Consider the following 14,730-nt stretch of genomic DNA (forward strand, 5'->3'; position numbering starts at 1 on the left):
ACGATCGGCTGAGCCGAGCGGGGTCGGGCTGCACCAGCCCGACCCCGCTTCTCCCATCCGCACCGCCCGAGTACGTCGTCGCACTCAGAAGGGGACACCCATGTCGCAGACCACCGTCGACAGGCCGGTCGACACCGAACCCGCCGTGACCACTCACGCGCAGGACCCCAAGGGACGATCGATCACCCGAATCGTCGTCGCCGCCGGCTTCGCCCTGATCGTCCTGCTCTTCTTCCTGCTGGCCTTCACAGCCTCCAGCGAGGAGTCGGCACGCATCACCATCGGGTTCTCGCTCAACAGCTTCTTCCTCTGGCTCGGCGGTCTGAATCCGCTGATCCAGATCCCCGTCATCCTGGTGGTGTTCGGGATCGTGGTCGGCATCATCCTCGTGCTGATCGAGTTCGCCCCGCGGCCCGGTCGCGGCTACTTCATCATGCGGTTGGCGGCCTGCCTGCTGATCCCGCTGCTGGCCTTCCTGCTACTGCGTCCCTACGCGAACGCGGTGGTGTACGTCGTCGCGATCGCGCTGCTGGTCGGCGGACTGCTCTTCTTCGCGGACTTCCGTTCCCGTCAGGGCGCCGGCTACCTGTTCCAGCTGATCCTCTTCATGGCCCCGGCCAGCATCATGCTGATCCTCGGCCTGATCTACCCGGCGATTTCGACGATCTTCAAGTCGTTCTTCGACAAGTCGGGCGAGCAGTTCGTCGGCATGGAGAACTACATCTGGGTGTTCACGAACCCGACCGGTACGGCGTCGGTGGTCAACACGCTGCTGTGGGCGCTTCTGGCACCGACGATCTCGGTCGTGATCGGTCTCGCCTACGCCGTCTTCATCGACCGCGCCCGCGGCGAGAAGATCCTGAAGGTCCTCGTGTTCATGCCCGTCGCGATCTCGTTCGTCGGCGCCGGCATCATCTGGAAGTTCATGTACGACGCCCGCCAGGGCGACCAGGTCGGTTTGCTGAACGCGATCGTCACCGCCTTCGGGGGCGACCCGGTGCAGTGGCTGGCGATCAAGCCGGTCATCAACACGCTCATGCTGCTCGTCGTCTTCATCTGGACGCAGACCGGTTTCGCGATGGTGATCCTGTCGGCGGCCATCAAGGCGGTCCCCGTCGAGCAGATGGAGGCGGCGCAGCTGGACGGCACCAACGCGTGGCAGCGGTTCCGCAACGTCACGGTCCCCGGCATCCGCTCGTCGCTGATCGTCGTGCTCACGACCATCACGATCGCCTCGCTGAAGGTGTACGACATCGTCGCCGTCATGACCGGTGGTCGCGACGAGACGACCGTCCTCGGTTTCGAGATGGTCAACCAGCAGCAGCGGTTCCAGAGCTACGGCCACTCGTCCGCTCTGGCCGTCGTCCTGTTCCTGTTCGTCCTGCCGCTGATCATCTACAACGCCCGATCGATGGCCAAGCAGAGGGAGATCCGCTGATGACCGTCGCAGCACCCACCACACCGGTCGACAACCGCACGGCCCGTCAGGTCGCGCGCGACACCCGCAAGAACGAGGCGATCGCCCACAAGAAGCTGACGTCGAAGGGCGCGACGATCGCGGCTGTCATCATCGCGATCTTCTGGACGATCCCGACGTTCGGCCTGTTCGTCACCTCGTTCCGACCCGGCGCCGACACGCAGTCGACCGGATGGTGGACCGTGTTCACCAACCCCGACTTCACCCTCGACAACTACTTCGAGGCGCTGAACGCGGGAGGAACCTCCACCACCCTCGCGTCGGCATTCGTGAACTCGCTCGCGATCACCATCCCCGCGACGGTCTTCCCGATCGTCATGGCGGCGCTGGCGGCCTACGCGTTCGCGTGGATCGACTTCAAGGGGCGGAGCGCGCTGTTCGTCTTCGTGTTCGCCCTCCAGATCGTGCCGCTGCAGATGGCACTCGTGCCGCTGCTGAGCCTCTTCTCCGAGGGGCTCACGATCAACGAGGTGCCGATCTTCCCGGGCTTCGGTCTGAATGACGTGCAGTACAGCTTCGCCCGCGTCTGGATCGCGCACGCGATCTTCGCGCTGCCGCTGGCGACGTTCATGCTGCACAACTTCATCGCGGAGATCCCGGGTGAGGTCATCGAGGCGGCGCGGGTGGACGGCGCCGGCCACGGTCAGGTCTTCTTCCGGATCATCCTGCCGCTGGCCGCTCCGGCGATCGCGTCGTTCGCGATCTTCCAGTTCCTGTGGGTCTGGAACGACCTGCTGGTCGCGACGATCTTCGCCTCGCCGGGCGCCCTGCCGATCACGCAGGCGCTGAACTCGCTGTCGGGAACCTGGGGCAACCGCTGGTTCCTGCAGTCGGCGGGCACGTTCATCTCGATCATCGTCCCGCTCATCGTGTTCTTCGCGCTGCAGCGCTTCTTCGTCCGCGGCCTGCTCGCGGGTGCGACGAAGGGCTGAGCCCGGAACGCCGAAGAGGGGGATGCCGGTGGCCACCGGCATCCCCCTCTTCGTTCGTCTGCGTGTCAGCCGCTGCAGCCGAGGCGCTGCTGCATCGAGGTCATCGCCTGGATCTCGAAGGACTGGCCTTTGATCATGGTCTGAGCGACCGTCCGGACCCGCTCGTCGGAGGCGAGGTCGACGGCGGCCTCGGCCATCGGGATCGCGCCCTCGTGGTGGCGGATCATCAGGGTCAGGAATGAGCAGTCCGCCTGCTGGCCGGTGGCCGCCTTGAGAGCTGCCAGCTCGGCGTCCGAGGCCATGCCCATCTGCTCGCGCACCTCTTCGTCCGAGAGAGGCTCGCCCTCGGTGCCGCCGTGCGCATGCCCGGAATCGGATGCCGCCATCCACGCCATCGGCTGGTCGTCGTACTGCGGCAGCCCCCAGCGGACCAGCCAGTCCAGCATCTCGCCGCGCTGCGACGACTGCCCGGTCGCGATGTCGTACGCGAGGGCGCGGAGCTCGTCGTCGTCGGTCTCGGCGTAGATGGTCATCGCCATGTCGACCGCCTGCGCGTGGTGCATCTGCATGTCGCGGGCGAAGCCGGCGTCGGCGGAGCCTTCACCCGGGGTGGAGCCGGCGATGCCGAACGTCGAGAAGCGGCCGATCGCGAACGCCACCGCGGCGATGGCGAGGCCCACGAGCAGCACGACCCACCACGGGGGCAGGGTGCGCTCGGTGCCCGGCTCGTCGCCGACGGTGCCGTCGGTCACTGCTTGCCGGGCGCGTCCAGAGCGCCGGTGCACGCGGCGCCGGGCTCGGGACCGTTCACGTTGCGCCAGTAGGCCTTGATGAACTCGCCGATGCGCTCATCGTCGGGGGAGTCGACCTTCAGCTGCGCGTTCCACGCGCTGACGGCGATGGGGGTGTCCATGTCCTCGTAGGGCGAGAGCACGGTGTAGTCCGAGGGCAGCTGCGCGTCGAGGGCGTCGATGCCCGCCTGGTCGACCTGCGCCGGGTCGTACGTGATCCAGATGGCGCCGTGCTCGAGGGCGTGGACGGCGTTCTCGTTCGGGACGGGCTGGTCGTAGACGCCGCAGTTCAGCCACACCGCGTTGTGGTCGCCGCCGGCGGGAGGGGTCTGCTCGTAGTCGACGACGCCCTCGACGTGGTTGGCGGTGTGCTCGAAGGTCTGCACCCCCGAGATGCCCGAGCCGTCGCCGTCGCCGCGGGCGACGGTCACGGGGCGGGGTGCGAGGAAGTAGGAGGCGGCCACGAGGCCGACGACCACGACGGCGGCGGTGACGCCGACGATCCACCAGGTGGTCTTCGTGCGGCGGCGCTTGGCGAGCTGGCGCTGGTACTCGGCGAGCTTCTGCTGCTTCTGCTGCTCGCGCTGCTGCTTCACGGTGAGGTTCAGCTGCGCCTGCGTGGCAGGGTTGCCGCTCGTACGCTTGCCGGTGGGATCGTTCGGGGTCATGGGAGTGGCCTCGTCGGTCGGGGTGGGGAGGGCGCAGGTGCGCCGCTTCGATTTTATTCGCCTGCATCTGCACGGGCCCTGGGGGAGAGCGTTTCATAGGGTCTCGTGACGTGGGAGGCATCCCGCGCGGCTGCGCAAGGGGTGCCTGACGGCGCCCCGCGTCGAGCAGGATGGGGCGATGACAGTGCCCACGCACGAACACGAGATCGGTATCGGTCTGCGGCTGGCGGTGATCGGCGCGGTGCTCCTCGTCGTCGCCGTGGCCACCGGGATCGCCGTCGAGTCGACCGACTCCGAGCTCATCGACCTCGATTCCTGGTGGAACGCCTACGTCGCGACGTTCCTCCCCGGCATCCGACCCGTGTCGCTGCTCATGAACATCCTGGGCGCGGGGGTCATCGGGACCTACGTCGTGCCCCTCGTCGGCGCGGCGTTGCTGCTCGTGGCCCGGAGGCCGTGGGGCGCGGTCTTCTTCCTGGCCGCGTCCATCGCGGGGGCGCTCGTCGTGCAGCTGCTCAAAGGGATCTTCGGCCGCGTGCGGCCCGAGGAGATGCTCGTCATCTCCGACCACGGGTCGTTCCCGTCCGGCCACACGGCGAACGCCGCGGTGATCGCCACCGTCGCGGTCATCCTCTTCCCGCGCGTCTGGGTGCTCGTCGTCGGGGTCGCGTGGACCCTGCTCATGGCGTTCAGCCGCACGCAGGTCCACGCGCACTGGTTGACCGACACCCTGGGAGGGACCGTGCTCGGTGTCGCCACGACGCTCCTCGTCGCGGCGGCGCTGACGATCCCCGTCGTCCGGGAACGCGAGCGCCGGCTCTCGCTAGGCTGAGCGGCATGAGCGCCGAGGAAGCCGCTGCCGAACTCGCCCGTCTCGAAGCCGAGGCCGCCGCCGCAGAGGCGGAGCTGAAGCTCGCGAAGGCGCAGGCCGCCCTGGCCGCCGCACGTGCGGCGGCCGCACGGACACAGACGGATGCCGCGCCTGTGACCGCGGCGGGCCCGGGCAGCGATCCCGCCCCGGCCGCCGATCCTCCGTCTCCCGCGCCGGCGGCGGTCGACGCGCCGGCACCTGCCGACGCGCCGGCACCTGCCGACGCGCCCACGCCCGACGCACCCGCCGGTCCGCTCGACGCGGAGGAGGTCGCGCGGATCGTCGCGGGGTACACGTTCGAAGAGGAGACGCTCGACCTCGGCGCGCTCGTCAACGGCGACCCGGTCCGCGAAGCGCAGATCCGAATCCCGATCGCAATGACCAACAGACACGGGCTGGTCGCCGGGGCCACCGGCACGGGCAAGACCCGCACCCTGCAGGGGCTCGCCGAGCAGCTCGCGGCCAAGGGCGTGCCGGTCTTCGCGGCCGACATCAAGGGGGACCTCACGGGGGTCGCCACGGCCGGCGAATCGAGCCCGAAGCTCCTGGCCCGCACCGAGGCGATCGGGCAGGCGTGGGAACCGGCGGCATCCGTCACGGAGTACTTCGCGCTCGGCGGCATCGGTACCGGCGTCCCGGTCAGGGCCACCGTCACCGGGTTCGGTCCGCTGCTGCTGAGCCGCGTGCTCGGTCTCAACGAGACGCAGGAGTCGAGCCTCGGCCTCGTCTTCCACTACGCCGACGCGCACGGGCTGCCGCTGGTCGACCTGGCGGACCTGCGCGCCGTCCTCACCCACCTGACCAGCGACGCCGGCAAGCCCGAGCTGAAGGACCTCGGCGGGCTGTCCTCCGCCACGGCCGGTGTCATCCTGCGCGAGCTCAACACCTTCGCCGACGGCGGCGCCGACGTGTTCTTCGGCGAGCCGGAGTTCGACGTCCGCGACTTCCTGCGCACCGCCCCCGACGGCCGCGGGATCATCTCGCTCCTCGAGGTGCCCGGCATCGCCGACAAGCCCGAACTGTTCTCGACGTTCCTCATGTACCTGCTCGCGGAGCTGTTCGAGATCCTCCCCGAGGTGGGGGATGCCGCCAAGCCCAAGCTCGTGTTCTTCTTCGACGAGGCGCACCTGCTGTTCCGCGACGCGTCGAAGGCGTTCACCGCGGCGATCGTGCAGACCGTGCGCCTCATCCGCTCGAAGGGGGTCGGGGTCTTCTTCGTGACGCAGACCCCGAAGGACGTGCCGGGCGACGTCCTCGGCCAGCTCGGCTCGCGCATCCAGCATGCGCTCCGCGCCTTCACGCCCGACGACGCGAAGGCCCTCCGCGCGACGGTGGGCACCTATCCGACCTCGGGTTACGACCTCGAACGCGTGCTGCAGGAGCTCGGCACCGGCGAGGCGATCGTGACCGTCATGAACGAGAAGGGCGCGCCCACGCCCGTCGCGTGGACGCGGCTGCGCGCACCGCAGGGGCTCATGTCCCCGACCCCGACGGCCGCCGTGCAGGCCGCCGTCGCGGCATCGCCGCTGCTCGCGACCTACGGCACCCCCGTCGACCGGGAGTCCGCGCGCGAGATCCTCGCCGCGAAGATGGCGGCGGCGGATGCCGAGGCGGATGCCGCCAGGGCTGCCGCCGACAAGGCGAAGGCCGACGCGGAGTACGCGAAGCAGAAGGCCGCGATGGACAAGGCGCAGAAGAAGGCCGAAGCCGACGCGCAGCGGGAGTATGACCGGATCCTCCGCAGCACCGGCGGCCGCACCCGGACCTCGCGCCGCGCCGAGTCCTCGCCGCTCGAGCAGATCCTCGGGTCGAAGGCGACGCAGTCGATCATCGGCAGCGTCATCCGCGGCGTGTTCGGGAACGGTCGCCGATGAGCGCGGAGGCCCGCATCCGCCCGTTCCGTGCCGGAGACGAGCCTGCTCTCGCCGAGATCTGCCTGCGGACCGCCGACGGCGGCGGTGACGCGACCGGGATCTTCGAGGACGACGCCATCTGGGCCCACATCTGGGTCCTGCCCTACGTCGAACGCCACCCCGATCTCGCGTTCGTCGTCGAGGAGGAGGACGGCACCGCCTCGGGGTACGTCGTCGCCACCCCCGACACCGACGCGTTCGAACGGTGGTTCCACGACGAATGGTGGCCGCGCCACGCGCACCGCTGGCCGAAGCCCGAGCGCGAGGTCACGCGTCAGGACGGCACCCTGCTCTACGCCTACAGCCGCGGGGAGAAGCCCGAGCGGTACGCCGAGGAGTTCCCCGCGCACCTGCACATCGACCTGCTGCCGCAGGCCCAGGGCAAGGGCGCGGGGCGCCGCCTCATCGAGACGCTCTTCCGCGCGCTCCGCGAGCGGGGTGTCTCCGGACTGCACCTCGTGGCGTCGGCGGGGAACACCGGCGCGATGGCCTTCTACACCCGCCTCGGGCTCGCGCCACTGCCCTCGTCGCCGGGGTCCCGCGCCTACGGCGTCAAGCTATGAGCGGTGCACCGGGATCGGCATCGTCGACGTGTCGATGAGCGGGTCGTCATCCTGACGCTCGACGACCTCGATCGCCTCCTCGCGCGTCTCGACGGTCGGCACCGAGCCGAGCAGCGGTCGCTTCGCGGTCTCCTTCATCGACAGCAGCGCGATCCCGCCCAGCAGCGCGAAGAACATGATGTAGAACGCGGGCATGTAGGTGTTGCCGGTGGCGTCGATGAGGGCCTGACTGAACAGCGGAGTCGTGCCGCCGAACAGCGAGACCGAGACGTTGTAGGCGATCGCCATCGCGCCGAACCGCGACGCGGTCGGGAACAGGGCCGGCAGCGTGGACGCTGACACGGCGACGTAGAAGGCGACGGGGATCGCCACCATCCCGAGGGCGACGAAGACCGCCCACTCCTGCCCGATCTGCATGATCGCGAACGCCGGGATCATGAGCACGATCGTCGAGCCGGCGGCGATCATGTAGACCGGCCGCCGGCCGATCCGGTCGCTCAGCATCCCGATGAACGGCAGACAGGCCGACATCACGAGCAGCACCGGCACGGTCGCCACGGCCGCGCCGAGGTTCGAGATCCCGACCTCCGTCTCGAGGTAGGTCGGCATGTAGCTCGTGAGGGCGTAGCCGGCAGTGTTCGTCGCCGCGACGATCGCGATGCCGATGAGCACCTCGCGCCAGTGATGGCGCAGGATGCCGCCGATGCCGTGGCGTGCCAGCGGGTCATCGCGGTCGATCTGCCCTTCGGTCTCCGCGGCGTTCTCGTAGGCGGGGGTCTCGGGGATCTTGAGGCGGAACCAGATCGCGACGATGCCGAGGGGGATCGCGACGAGGAACGGGATCCGCCACCCGAAGTCGGTCATCGCGGTATCGCCCCACACCGACTCGGTGATGACGGTGGTGAGGGCGACGACCGAGGCGCCGGCGGCGAAGCCGACGTAGGAGCCCAGGTCGAGCCATGACGACCAGAAGCCGCGTCGCTTGTCGGGGGAGAACTCCGCGACGTACGTGGTGGCGCCGGCGTACTCGCCGCCGGTGGAGAACCCCTGCACCATCTTGAGCAGGTACAGCGGCACGATCGCCCAGAGTCCGATCTGCGCGCTCGTGGGCAGGACGCCGATGAGGGCGGTCGCGACGGCCATCATCGCCATCGTGAAGAAGAGGACCTTCTGTCGACCGATGCGATCGCCGAGCGGACCGAGGACGAGGCCGCCGATGGGGCGCACGAGGAACGAGATCGCGAACCCGAGGAGGGTGACGAGCAGGTTCCACGGCTCGGGCAGATCGTCCGCGAAGACGACCGAGATCGTGACGGCGAGGTAGCCGTAGATGCCGAAGTCGAACCACTCCATGAAGTTGCCGACGACGGTGCCGCTGATCGCGGTGCGGACCCGCTTCGTGTCGACGACCACCACGTCGTCCACGTCGAGGCGGGGCGGGGGCGCCGAGCGGGTGATCGGATCGGAGGACGGGCGTGCCGGCTGACGGGATGACCTGGCCATCTCTCCACGGTACGCGCGTGGTCCGCGGCCCGCATCCGTGCGGCTGTCCCTTGACAAAACCCGTCCGTCGAGCGGGGGCCGCACCCCTCCGGGACCGGTCTATCGTGGCGACATGAGCGAGCTCTCCGCCCCCACCGGCCGCGAATCCGCCCTCGTCGCCCAGCCCCGCGCCGACGGCTCCGCGCCGCGTGCGCTGGTCCTCGGATCGACCGGATACCTCGGCGGACGCCTCGTCCCGCGACTCCTGTCGGCGGGGTACCGGGTGCGGGTGCTCGTCCGCACGCCCGCCCGGGTGAGGGCGTTCGTGTGGGGGAGCGAGGTCGAGGTCGTCGAGGGCGCGGCGGAGGACGCCGACGCCGTCGCCCGCGCCGTCGACGACGTCGACGTGCTCTACTACCTCGTCCACTCGATGGGCGGCGGCGGCGACTTCGAGACGAAGGACCTGCGCGCGGCGGAGACCGTGGCGGATGCGGCGGCCGAGGCATCCGTCGGTCGCATCGTCTACCTCGGGGGTCTGCACCCGGCCGGTGTGGAACTCAGCCCGCACCTGCGCTCGCGCGTCGAGGTGGGCGAAGTGCTGCTGCACAGCGGCGTGCCCACCCTCGTCCTGCAGGCCGGTGTCGTCATCGGGTCGGGGTCCGCCTCGTTCGAGATGGTGCGTCACCTCACCGACGTGCTGCCGTACATGCCGGCGCCGAAGTGGGTGCGCAACCGCATCCAGCCGATCGCGGTGCGCGACGTGCTGCACTACCTGCTCGCGGCGGCGCGGGTCGACTCGGACGTCAACCGGGCCGTCGACATCGGCGGGCCGGACGTGCTCCGCTACGGCCAGATGATGAACGGGTACGCCGTCGAGGCGGGATTGCGCCAGCGCGCGATCGCCGCCCTGCCCGTGCTGACCCCCGGTCTCGCGTCGCACTGGGTGAACCTCGTGACCCCCGTTCCGCGTGCGATCGCCCGGCCGCTCATCGCGTCGCTGCAGAACGAGTGCATCATGGACGACCACGCCGTCGACGAGCTGCTGCCGCGGCCCGAGGGCGGACTCACGCCCTACCGCGAGGCGGTGCGGCTGGCGCTGCGCAAGGTCGAGGCCGACGCCGTCGAGACGAGCTGGCAGGACGCCGAGGTCTCGTCGGTGCCGAGCGACCCGCTGCCGAGCGACCCCGAGTGGGCCGGCCGGCTCGTGTTCACCGACGAGCAGAGCGCGACGACGTCGGCGAGCCCCGAGCAGCTCTGGCGCGTCATCGTCGGGATCGGCGGCGAGAACGGCTGGTACTCGTCGCCGTTCCTGTGGGCCGTCCGCGGCTGGATGGACCGACTCGTGGGCGGTGTGGGCCTGCAGCGCGGGCGCCGCAGCCGCGGCAAGGTCGCGGCGGGCGACGCGATCGACTTCTGGCGCGTCGAGGCCGTCGAGGAAGGGCGACTGCTGCGCCTGCGTGCGGAGATGAAGGTGCCGGGCCTCGCGTGGCTCGAACTGCGCGCGAGCCCCGAGGGGTCGGGCTCACGGTACGACCAGCGCGCCGTCTTCTTCCCGAAGGGGCTCGCCGGACGGCTGTACTGGTTCGCCGTGCTGCCCTTCCACGGCTTCATCTTCCAGGGCATGGCGAACCGCATCGCGGCCGCCGCCGAGCGCGAGGCGCCCGCCGCCTGAGGTCTCAGGCCGTGAGGCGACCGTTCGCGACGCGGACGGTGCGGTCGACGAGGGATGCCGGGACCTCGGCGTGCGAGATGAGCACAACCGCGTGCGACCCGTCGACCGCGCCGAGCAGGTCGGTCAGCAGCGCATCGGCGGCGGACGGGTCGACGCCGGCGGTCGGTTCGTCGAGGATCAGCACGGGGAAGCCGCGCAGGAGGGCCCGCGCGAGCGAGATGCGCTGGGCCTGACCGCCCGAGACGAGCGCGCCGCGCTCGCCGACCCGCGCGTCGAGTCCGCCGCGCGCGCGGAGCCAGTCGCCCAGGCCCACGCGCTCGAGGACGCGCACGAGCTCGTCGTCGGTCGCGGTGTCGCGGGCGAAGAGCAGGTTCTGGCGGATGTCCTCGTCGAAGAGCATCGGATGCTGCTCGCACAGCCCCACGGTCTGTCGCAGGTCGTCGGGGGCGATCGCCTCGACGGGGCGCCCGCCGATCGTGTACTCGCCGGAGACGGCGAGGAAGCGCACGAGGGCGGCGGCGAGGGTCGACTTGCCCGCGCCGCTCGGACCCACGACGTGGATCCGCTCGCCGGGGCGGACGTCGAGGTCCACGTCGGTGAGGGCGGGGCGGTCGGCGCCCGGCCAGCGGACCGTGACGCCGCGCACGCGGAGGCCGTCACCGAGCGGCGGTGCCTGCCCCGTCGGCGCGCCTGCGGGTGGGATCTCCGCCGGCACCGCGGCGGGGACGACGCCCGCGACACGCGTCGCGGCCGCGCGGACCTGCCGCCACGCGGACGCCGCGAGCGGCACGGACGTGTAGACCTCGAACACGGCCATCGGCACGAGCACGACCACGGCGAGGGCCGGGCCCGAGAGCGCACCCGCACCCGCGGCCGGGGCGGCGGCGACGAGCGCGAGGACGGTCGCGGCGCCGGCGGCGAGCGACACGAGGGCCGCCGTCCCCGCCTGCGCCGCGGTGCGCCGAAGCAGGGCGCGCCGCAGCGCCGCGTCCGCGGCGCGGACGTCGGCGCGCGAATCCTGCTCCGCGCCGTAGGCGACGAGGACGTCGAGACGCGAGAGATGGTCGAGGATCGCGTCGCGCAGCTGCGCGCGCAGGGGCGCGATGGAACGCTCGGCGCGGGCACCCGCCGTCCAGCCCCACGCGGTCGCCGCGACTCCCGCGCCGACCAGGCACGCCGCGAGGGTGAGGGCGGCGGGCCACCACACGACGGCGACCAGCAGGACGGCGCCGACGGCGACGGCGGCCGACGACACCAGCGGCAGGATGACGCGCAGCGGCAGGTTCTGCAGTTCGTCGACGTCGTCGACGAGGGCCGTCGCCGCATCGCCCCGGCCGGCCGAGGCGAGCCCCGCGGGCGCGTGGGGGAGGAGGCGGCGCACGAGGTCGGTCCGCGTGCGGGCCAGCTGGCGCAGAACCGCATCGTGGCCTGCGAGGCGCTCCGTGTAGCGGAACACGGCGCGGGAGAGGGCGAACGCCCGGACCCCCACGACGGCGGTCGTGATGTAGAGGACGAGCGGCTGCTCGGCGGCGCGCACGATCAGCCAGGCGCTCACGGCGAGCAGGGCGACCGCCGAGGCCTCCGAGAGGAATCCCGAGGCCAGGGCGGGCCAGAGGCGGCGGACGGGCGGGACGGCGCCGCGCAGCACGTCACGGGTCGTCGTCACACCGACACCCCCGCACCGGTCATCCGCACGACGCGGTCCGCGATCGCGCGGGCGCTCGTGCGGTGCGAGACGAGCAGGATGAGGGCTCCGGCATCCGCGATCGATCGGAGGGACCGCCACAGGTGCGCCTCCGCGGCGGCGTCGAGCGCGGCCGACGGTTCGTCCAGGGCGAGGACGGGGGCGTGCCCGCGCAGGTGGCGGGCGACTGCGCGGGCGACGGCGACCCGTTGGGCCTGCCCGCCCGAGAGCCCGGCGCCCTGGACGCCCAGGACCCGCTCCGGCTCGACGTCGGTGAGACCCACGAGCGCCAGGGCCTCGGCGATCGTCGCGGCGGGCAGGTCGGCATCCCCCAGCGAGACGTTCGACGCGACCGTCCCCGCCGCGAGCCCCGGCCGCTGCCCCGCCCACGCGAGCCACGCCGACGGCGGGAGGATGCGGACGTCGCGGCCATCGAGCTCGATGCGGCCCGTCGCGGGCGCGAAGCCCAGGAGGGCGTGCAGCAGGCTCGACTTGCCCGCGCCGCTCGGCCCCTCGATGAGGACGATCTCGCCCGACCGCGCCTCGAGGTCCACCGGCGGCAGATCGCGCACCCCCACGTCCGTCAGCCTCAGCACGTGCGCGCCCCGGTCCACCGTTGCCGTCGCAGCCGCCGACGGCGTCGCTGCGGCAGCCTCGTCGAGGACCGCGAACACGTCGCGGGTCGCCGCGACGCCCTCGCTCGACGCGTGGAACTGCACACCGACCTGGCGGATCGGCAGGAACGCCTCGGGCCCGAGCAGGAGGACGAAGAGCCCGACCGTCAGGCTGAGCGACCCGTCGAGCAGCCGGAACCCGATCGTCACGGCGACGATGGCGACCGAGATCGACGCGAGGAACTCGAGGGCGAACCCCGACAGGAAAGACACCCGCAGCACGGTCATCGTCTCGCGCCGATAGTCGTCGGTGACCCGCTCGATCGAGTCCGCGGCGCGATGCTGCCGCCCGAAGACGGTCAGGGTCGACAGTCCCTGCACCGTTTCGGCGAACCGCGTGGCGAGGTGGGTGAGCGTGTCCCACTGACGGCGCTGGACGCTGCGGGTCGCGAGCCCGATCAGCACCATGAAGATAGGGATGAGCGGCAGGGTGAGCAGGACCGTGAGGCCTGAGACCGCGTCGGCCGTCCCCATGACCGCGAGCAGGATGGGCGTCGCGACCCCGGTCTGCACGAGCTGGGGCAGATAGCGGCCGACGTACGGTTCGAGCGCGTCGAGTCCGCGCCCGGCGACGAGGGCGAGCTGCGCCGTGCTGCGCGTCGCCGTCCACCCCGGCCCGAGCCGGGCGATCGCGTCGAGCACGGAAGCCCGCAGCTGCGACTCGACGCGCGCCGACGCGCGGGCGGCCACCCGCTCGCGCGCGAACGAGAGCACCGAGCGGAGGAGGACGACGGCCGCGAGGGCCAGGAGGGTTCCCGCGATCTCGCGCCCCGCGATCGCATCGACGACCGCCCGGGTCGTCAGGAAGGCGAAGCCGACGACCACCGCCGTCTGCGCCAGCGCGAGCAGTCCGATGAGCAGGAGGAACGACCGGGATGCCGTCGCGTACCGCCACAACCGCGGGTCCACCGGCGGCTGCCGCCGTTCGAGCTCGGGCGCCATGGATCGATCCTCCTCCGCCGACTCAGTGGGCGGGCGCGGCATCCGCCTTCTCGATCTGCGCACGCGAGATGCGCTTGCGGAAGACCCAGTACGTCCAGGCCTGGTAGGCCAGGATGCCGGGCAGGAAGATGACCGCCGCCCACGTCATGACCCCGAGCGTGTAGTCGGTGCTGGACGCGTTCGCGATCGTCAGGGAGAACGCCGGGTCGGTCGAGGACGGCATGACGAAGGGGAACAGCGCGAACCACAGGGTGAGGACGGCCGTGACGATCGTGACGGCGCCGAGCGCGAAGGCCCACCCGTCGCGCTCCCGCAGGTTGGCCACGGCGGAGCCGATCAGGGCGAGCGCGGCGGCGACGCCGCATCCGATCACCGCCGCCAGTGCGGGGGCTTCGCGGTCCATCGCGATCGCCGTGGTCCAGACGACCGTCCCGGCCGCGAAGAGGATCGTCGGGATCGCCACGCGACGGGCCAGGGCGTGAGCGTCCTCCTTCACCCGACCGTCGGCCTTCAGCCCCACGAAGTACAGACCGTGCAGGAAGAAGAGCAGCAGGGTGGTGACGCCGACCCACAGTCCGTAGGGGTTCAGGAGGGTGAGGAGCGAGCCGGTGAACTCCTTGTCGGCGTCGATCGGCACCCCCTGCACGATGTTGCCGAACGCGACACCCCAGAGGAGGGCCGGGACGACCGAGCCGATGACGATCATCCGGTCGAAGCCGCGCTTCCACGCGAGCCCCTCGCGCTGGTGGCGGTACTCGAACGAGACGCCGCGGAGGATGAGGGCGAGCAGGATCAGCAGCAGCGGCAGGTAGAACCCGCTGAACAGCGTCGCGTACCACTCCGGGAAGGCGGCGAACAGGCACGCTCCGGCGACGATGACCCACGTCTCGTTGAGGTCCCACACCGGTCCGATGGTGTTGATGACCTGACGCCGCGACACCTCGTCGCGGCCGAGGAACGGCAGGCTCATCCCGACGCCGAAGTCGAAGCCGTCGAGCACGAAGTAGCCGACGAAGAACACACCGACGACGAAGAACCAGAGGTAGGCGAGATCCATGGCG

General features: G+C 71.1%; 12 protein-coding genes. 6 read left to right on the forward strand and 6 right to left on the reverse strand.

Annotated features, from left to right (window positions below; genetic code table 11):
* Positions 1 to 100 precede the first annotated feature (100 nt).
* Complete coding sequence (locus tag AYL44_RS09195) at positions 101 to 1,438, forward strand: carbohydrate ABC transporter permease (RefSeq protein WP_064002999.1); 1,338 nt, start codon at positions 101 to 103, stop codon at positions 1,436 to 1,438.
* Positions 1,438 to 2,409, forward strand: coding sequence for a carbohydrate ABC transporter permease (locus AYL44_RS09200; protein ID WP_064003000.1), 972 nt, complete (start codon positions 1,438 to 1,440; stop codon positions 2,407 to 2,409). Before AYL44_RS09195 ends, AYL44_RS09200 begins: the two co-directional genes overlap by 1 nt.
* Before the next feature lie 65 nt (positions 2,410 to 2,474).
* Here AYL44_RS09200 and AYL44_RS09205 read toward each other — a convergent pair whose 3' ends face one another.
* On the reverse strand, positions 2,475 to 3,161 hold the full coding sequence (locus AYL44_RS09205; protein WP_064003001.1) for a DUF305 domain-containing protein: 687 nt from the start codon (positions 3,159 to 3,161) through the stop codon (positions 2,475 to 2,477).
* The gene (locus AYL44_RS09210; RefSeq protein WP_064003002.1) at positions 3,158 to 3,868 is read right to left on the reverse strand and encodes a DUF3105 domain-containing protein; all 711 of its coding nucleotides are present in this window, start codon (positions 3,866 to 3,868) and stop codon (positions 3,158 to 3,160) included. The genes AYL44_RS09205 and AYL44_RS09210 overlap by 4 nt, the downstream gene beginning before the upstream one ends.
* A gap of 178 nt (positions 3,869 to 4,046) precedes the next feature.
* Between AYL44_RS09210 and AYL44_RS09215 the strand changes: the two genes are divergently transcribed.
* The 3 genes from AYL44_RS09215 to AYL44_RS09225 are packed head-to-tail and all read left to right on the forward strand — an operon-like array spanning position 4,047 to position 7,215.
* Positions 4,047 to 4,700, forward strand: coding sequence for a phosphatase PAP2 family protein (locus tag AYL44_RS09215; RefSeq protein WP_064003003.1), 654 nt, complete (start codon positions 4,047 to 4,049; stop codon positions 4,698 to 4,700).
* Between the two features lie 5 nt (positions 4,701 to 4,705).
* A complete protein-coding gene (locus tag AYL44_RS09220; protein WP_064003004.1) occupies positions 4,706 to 6,613 on the forward strand; it encodes a helicase HerA-like domain-containing protein in 1,908 nt (635 codons plus the stop codon).
* Positions 6,610 to 7,215: a GNAT family N-acetyltransferase gene (locus AYL44_RS09225; RefSeq protein WP_064003005.1), complete on the forward strand. Its 606-nt coding sequence runs from the start codon at positions 6,610 to 6,612 to the stop codon at positions 7,213 to 7,215. Before AYL44_RS09220 ends, AYL44_RS09225 begins: the two co-directional genes overlap by 4 nt.
* On the opposite strand, the gene AYL44_RS09230 is transcribed toward AYL44_RS09225, so the two are convergent.
* A complete protein-coding gene (locus tag AYL44_RS09230; RefSeq protein WP_064003006.1) occupies positions 7,210 to 8,640 on the reverse strand; it encodes an MFS transporter in 1,431 nt (476 codons plus the stop codon). The genes AYL44_RS09225 and AYL44_RS09230 overlap by 6 nt on opposite strands.
* Before the next feature lie 190 nt (positions 8,641 to 8,830).
* On the opposite strand from AYL44_RS09230, the gene AYL44_RS09235 reads away from it, so the two are divergent.
* A complete protein-coding gene (locus tag AYL44_RS09235; protein ID WP_064003007.1) occupies positions 8,831 to 10,369 on the forward strand; it encodes an SDR family oxidoreductase in 1,539 nt (512 codons plus the stop codon).
* 4 nt (positions 10,370 to 10,373) lie between these two features.
* Here AYL44_RS09235 and cydC read toward each other — a convergent pair whose 3' ends face one another.
* The 3 genes from cydC to cydB are packed head-to-tail and all read right to left on the reverse strand — an operon-like array spanning position 10,374 to position 14,726.
* Positions 10,374 to 12,035 carry a thiol reductant ABC exporter subunit CydC gene (gene cydC / locus AYL44_RS09240; RefSeq protein ID WP_064003008.1) on the reverse strand — a complete coding sequence of 554 codons (1,662 nt, stop codon included), beginning with the start codon at positions 12,033 to 12,035 and terminating at the stop codon, positions 10,374 to 10,376.
* Positions 12,032 to 13,669: a thiol reductant ABC exporter subunit CydD gene (gene cydD, locus AYL44_RS09245; protein ID WP_064003009.1), complete on the reverse strand. Its 1,638-nt coding sequence runs from the start codon at positions 13,667 to 13,669 to the stop codon at positions 12,032 to 12,034. Before cydD ends, cydC begins: the two co-directional genes overlap by 4 nt.
* A 22-nt stretch (positions 13,670 to 13,691) precedes the next feature.
* A complete protein-coding gene (gene cydB / locus AYL44_RS09250; RefSeq protein ID WP_064003010.1) occupies positions 13,692 to 14,726 on the reverse strand; it encodes a cytochrome d ubiquinol oxidase subunit II in 1,035 nt (344 codons plus the stop codon).
* Between the last annotated feature and the right edge of the window lie 4 nt (positions 14,727 to 14,730).

It is taken from the genome of Microbacterium oleivorans, assembly GCF_001644225.1.
In the GTDB taxonomy this organism is placed as follows: domain Bacteria; phylum Actinomycetota; class Actinomycetes; order Actinomycetales; family Microbacteriaceae; genus Microbacterium; species Microbacterium gawkjiense.

Excerpts from the sequence above, each read along its gene's own strand:
- AYL44_RS09215 (WP_064003003.1), top strand. The coding sequence starts at position 4,047 with ATGACAGTGCCCACGCACGAACACGAGATCGGTATCGGTCTGCGGCTG.
- cydB (WP_064003010.1), bottom strand. The coding sequence starts at position 14,726 with ATGGATCTCGCCTACCTCTGGTTCTTCGTCGTCGGTGTGTTCTTCGTC.
- cydD (WP_064003009.1), bottom strand. The coding sequence starts at position 13,669 with ATGGCGCCCGAGCTCGAACGGCGGCAGCCGCCGGTGGACCCGCGGTTG.
- AYL44_RS09225 (WP_064003005.1), top strand. The coding sequence starts at position 6,610 with ATGAGCGCGGAGGCCCGCATCCGCCCGTTCCGTGCCGGAGACGAGCCT.
- AYL44_RS09220 (WP_064003004.1), top strand. The coding sequence starts at position 4,706 with ATGAGCGCCGAGGAAGCCGCTGCCGAACTCGCCCGTCTCGAAGCCGAG.
- AYL44_RS09210 (WP_064003002.1), bottom strand. The coding sequence starts at position 3,868 with ATGACCCCGAACGATCCCACCGGCAAGCGTACGAGCGGCAACCCTGCC.
- AYL44_RS09200 (WP_064003000.1), top strand. The coding sequence starts at position 1,438 with ATGACCGTCGCAGCACCCACCACACCGGTCGACAACCGCACGGCCCGT.
- AYL44_RS09235 (WP_064003007.1), top strand. The coding sequence starts at position 8,831 with ATGAGCGAGCTCTCCGCCCCCACCGGCCGCGAATCCGCCCTCGTCGCC.
- AYL44_RS09195 (WP_064002999.1), top strand. The coding sequence starts at position 101 with ATGTCGCAGACCACCGTCGACAGGCCGGTCGACACCGAACCCGCCGTG.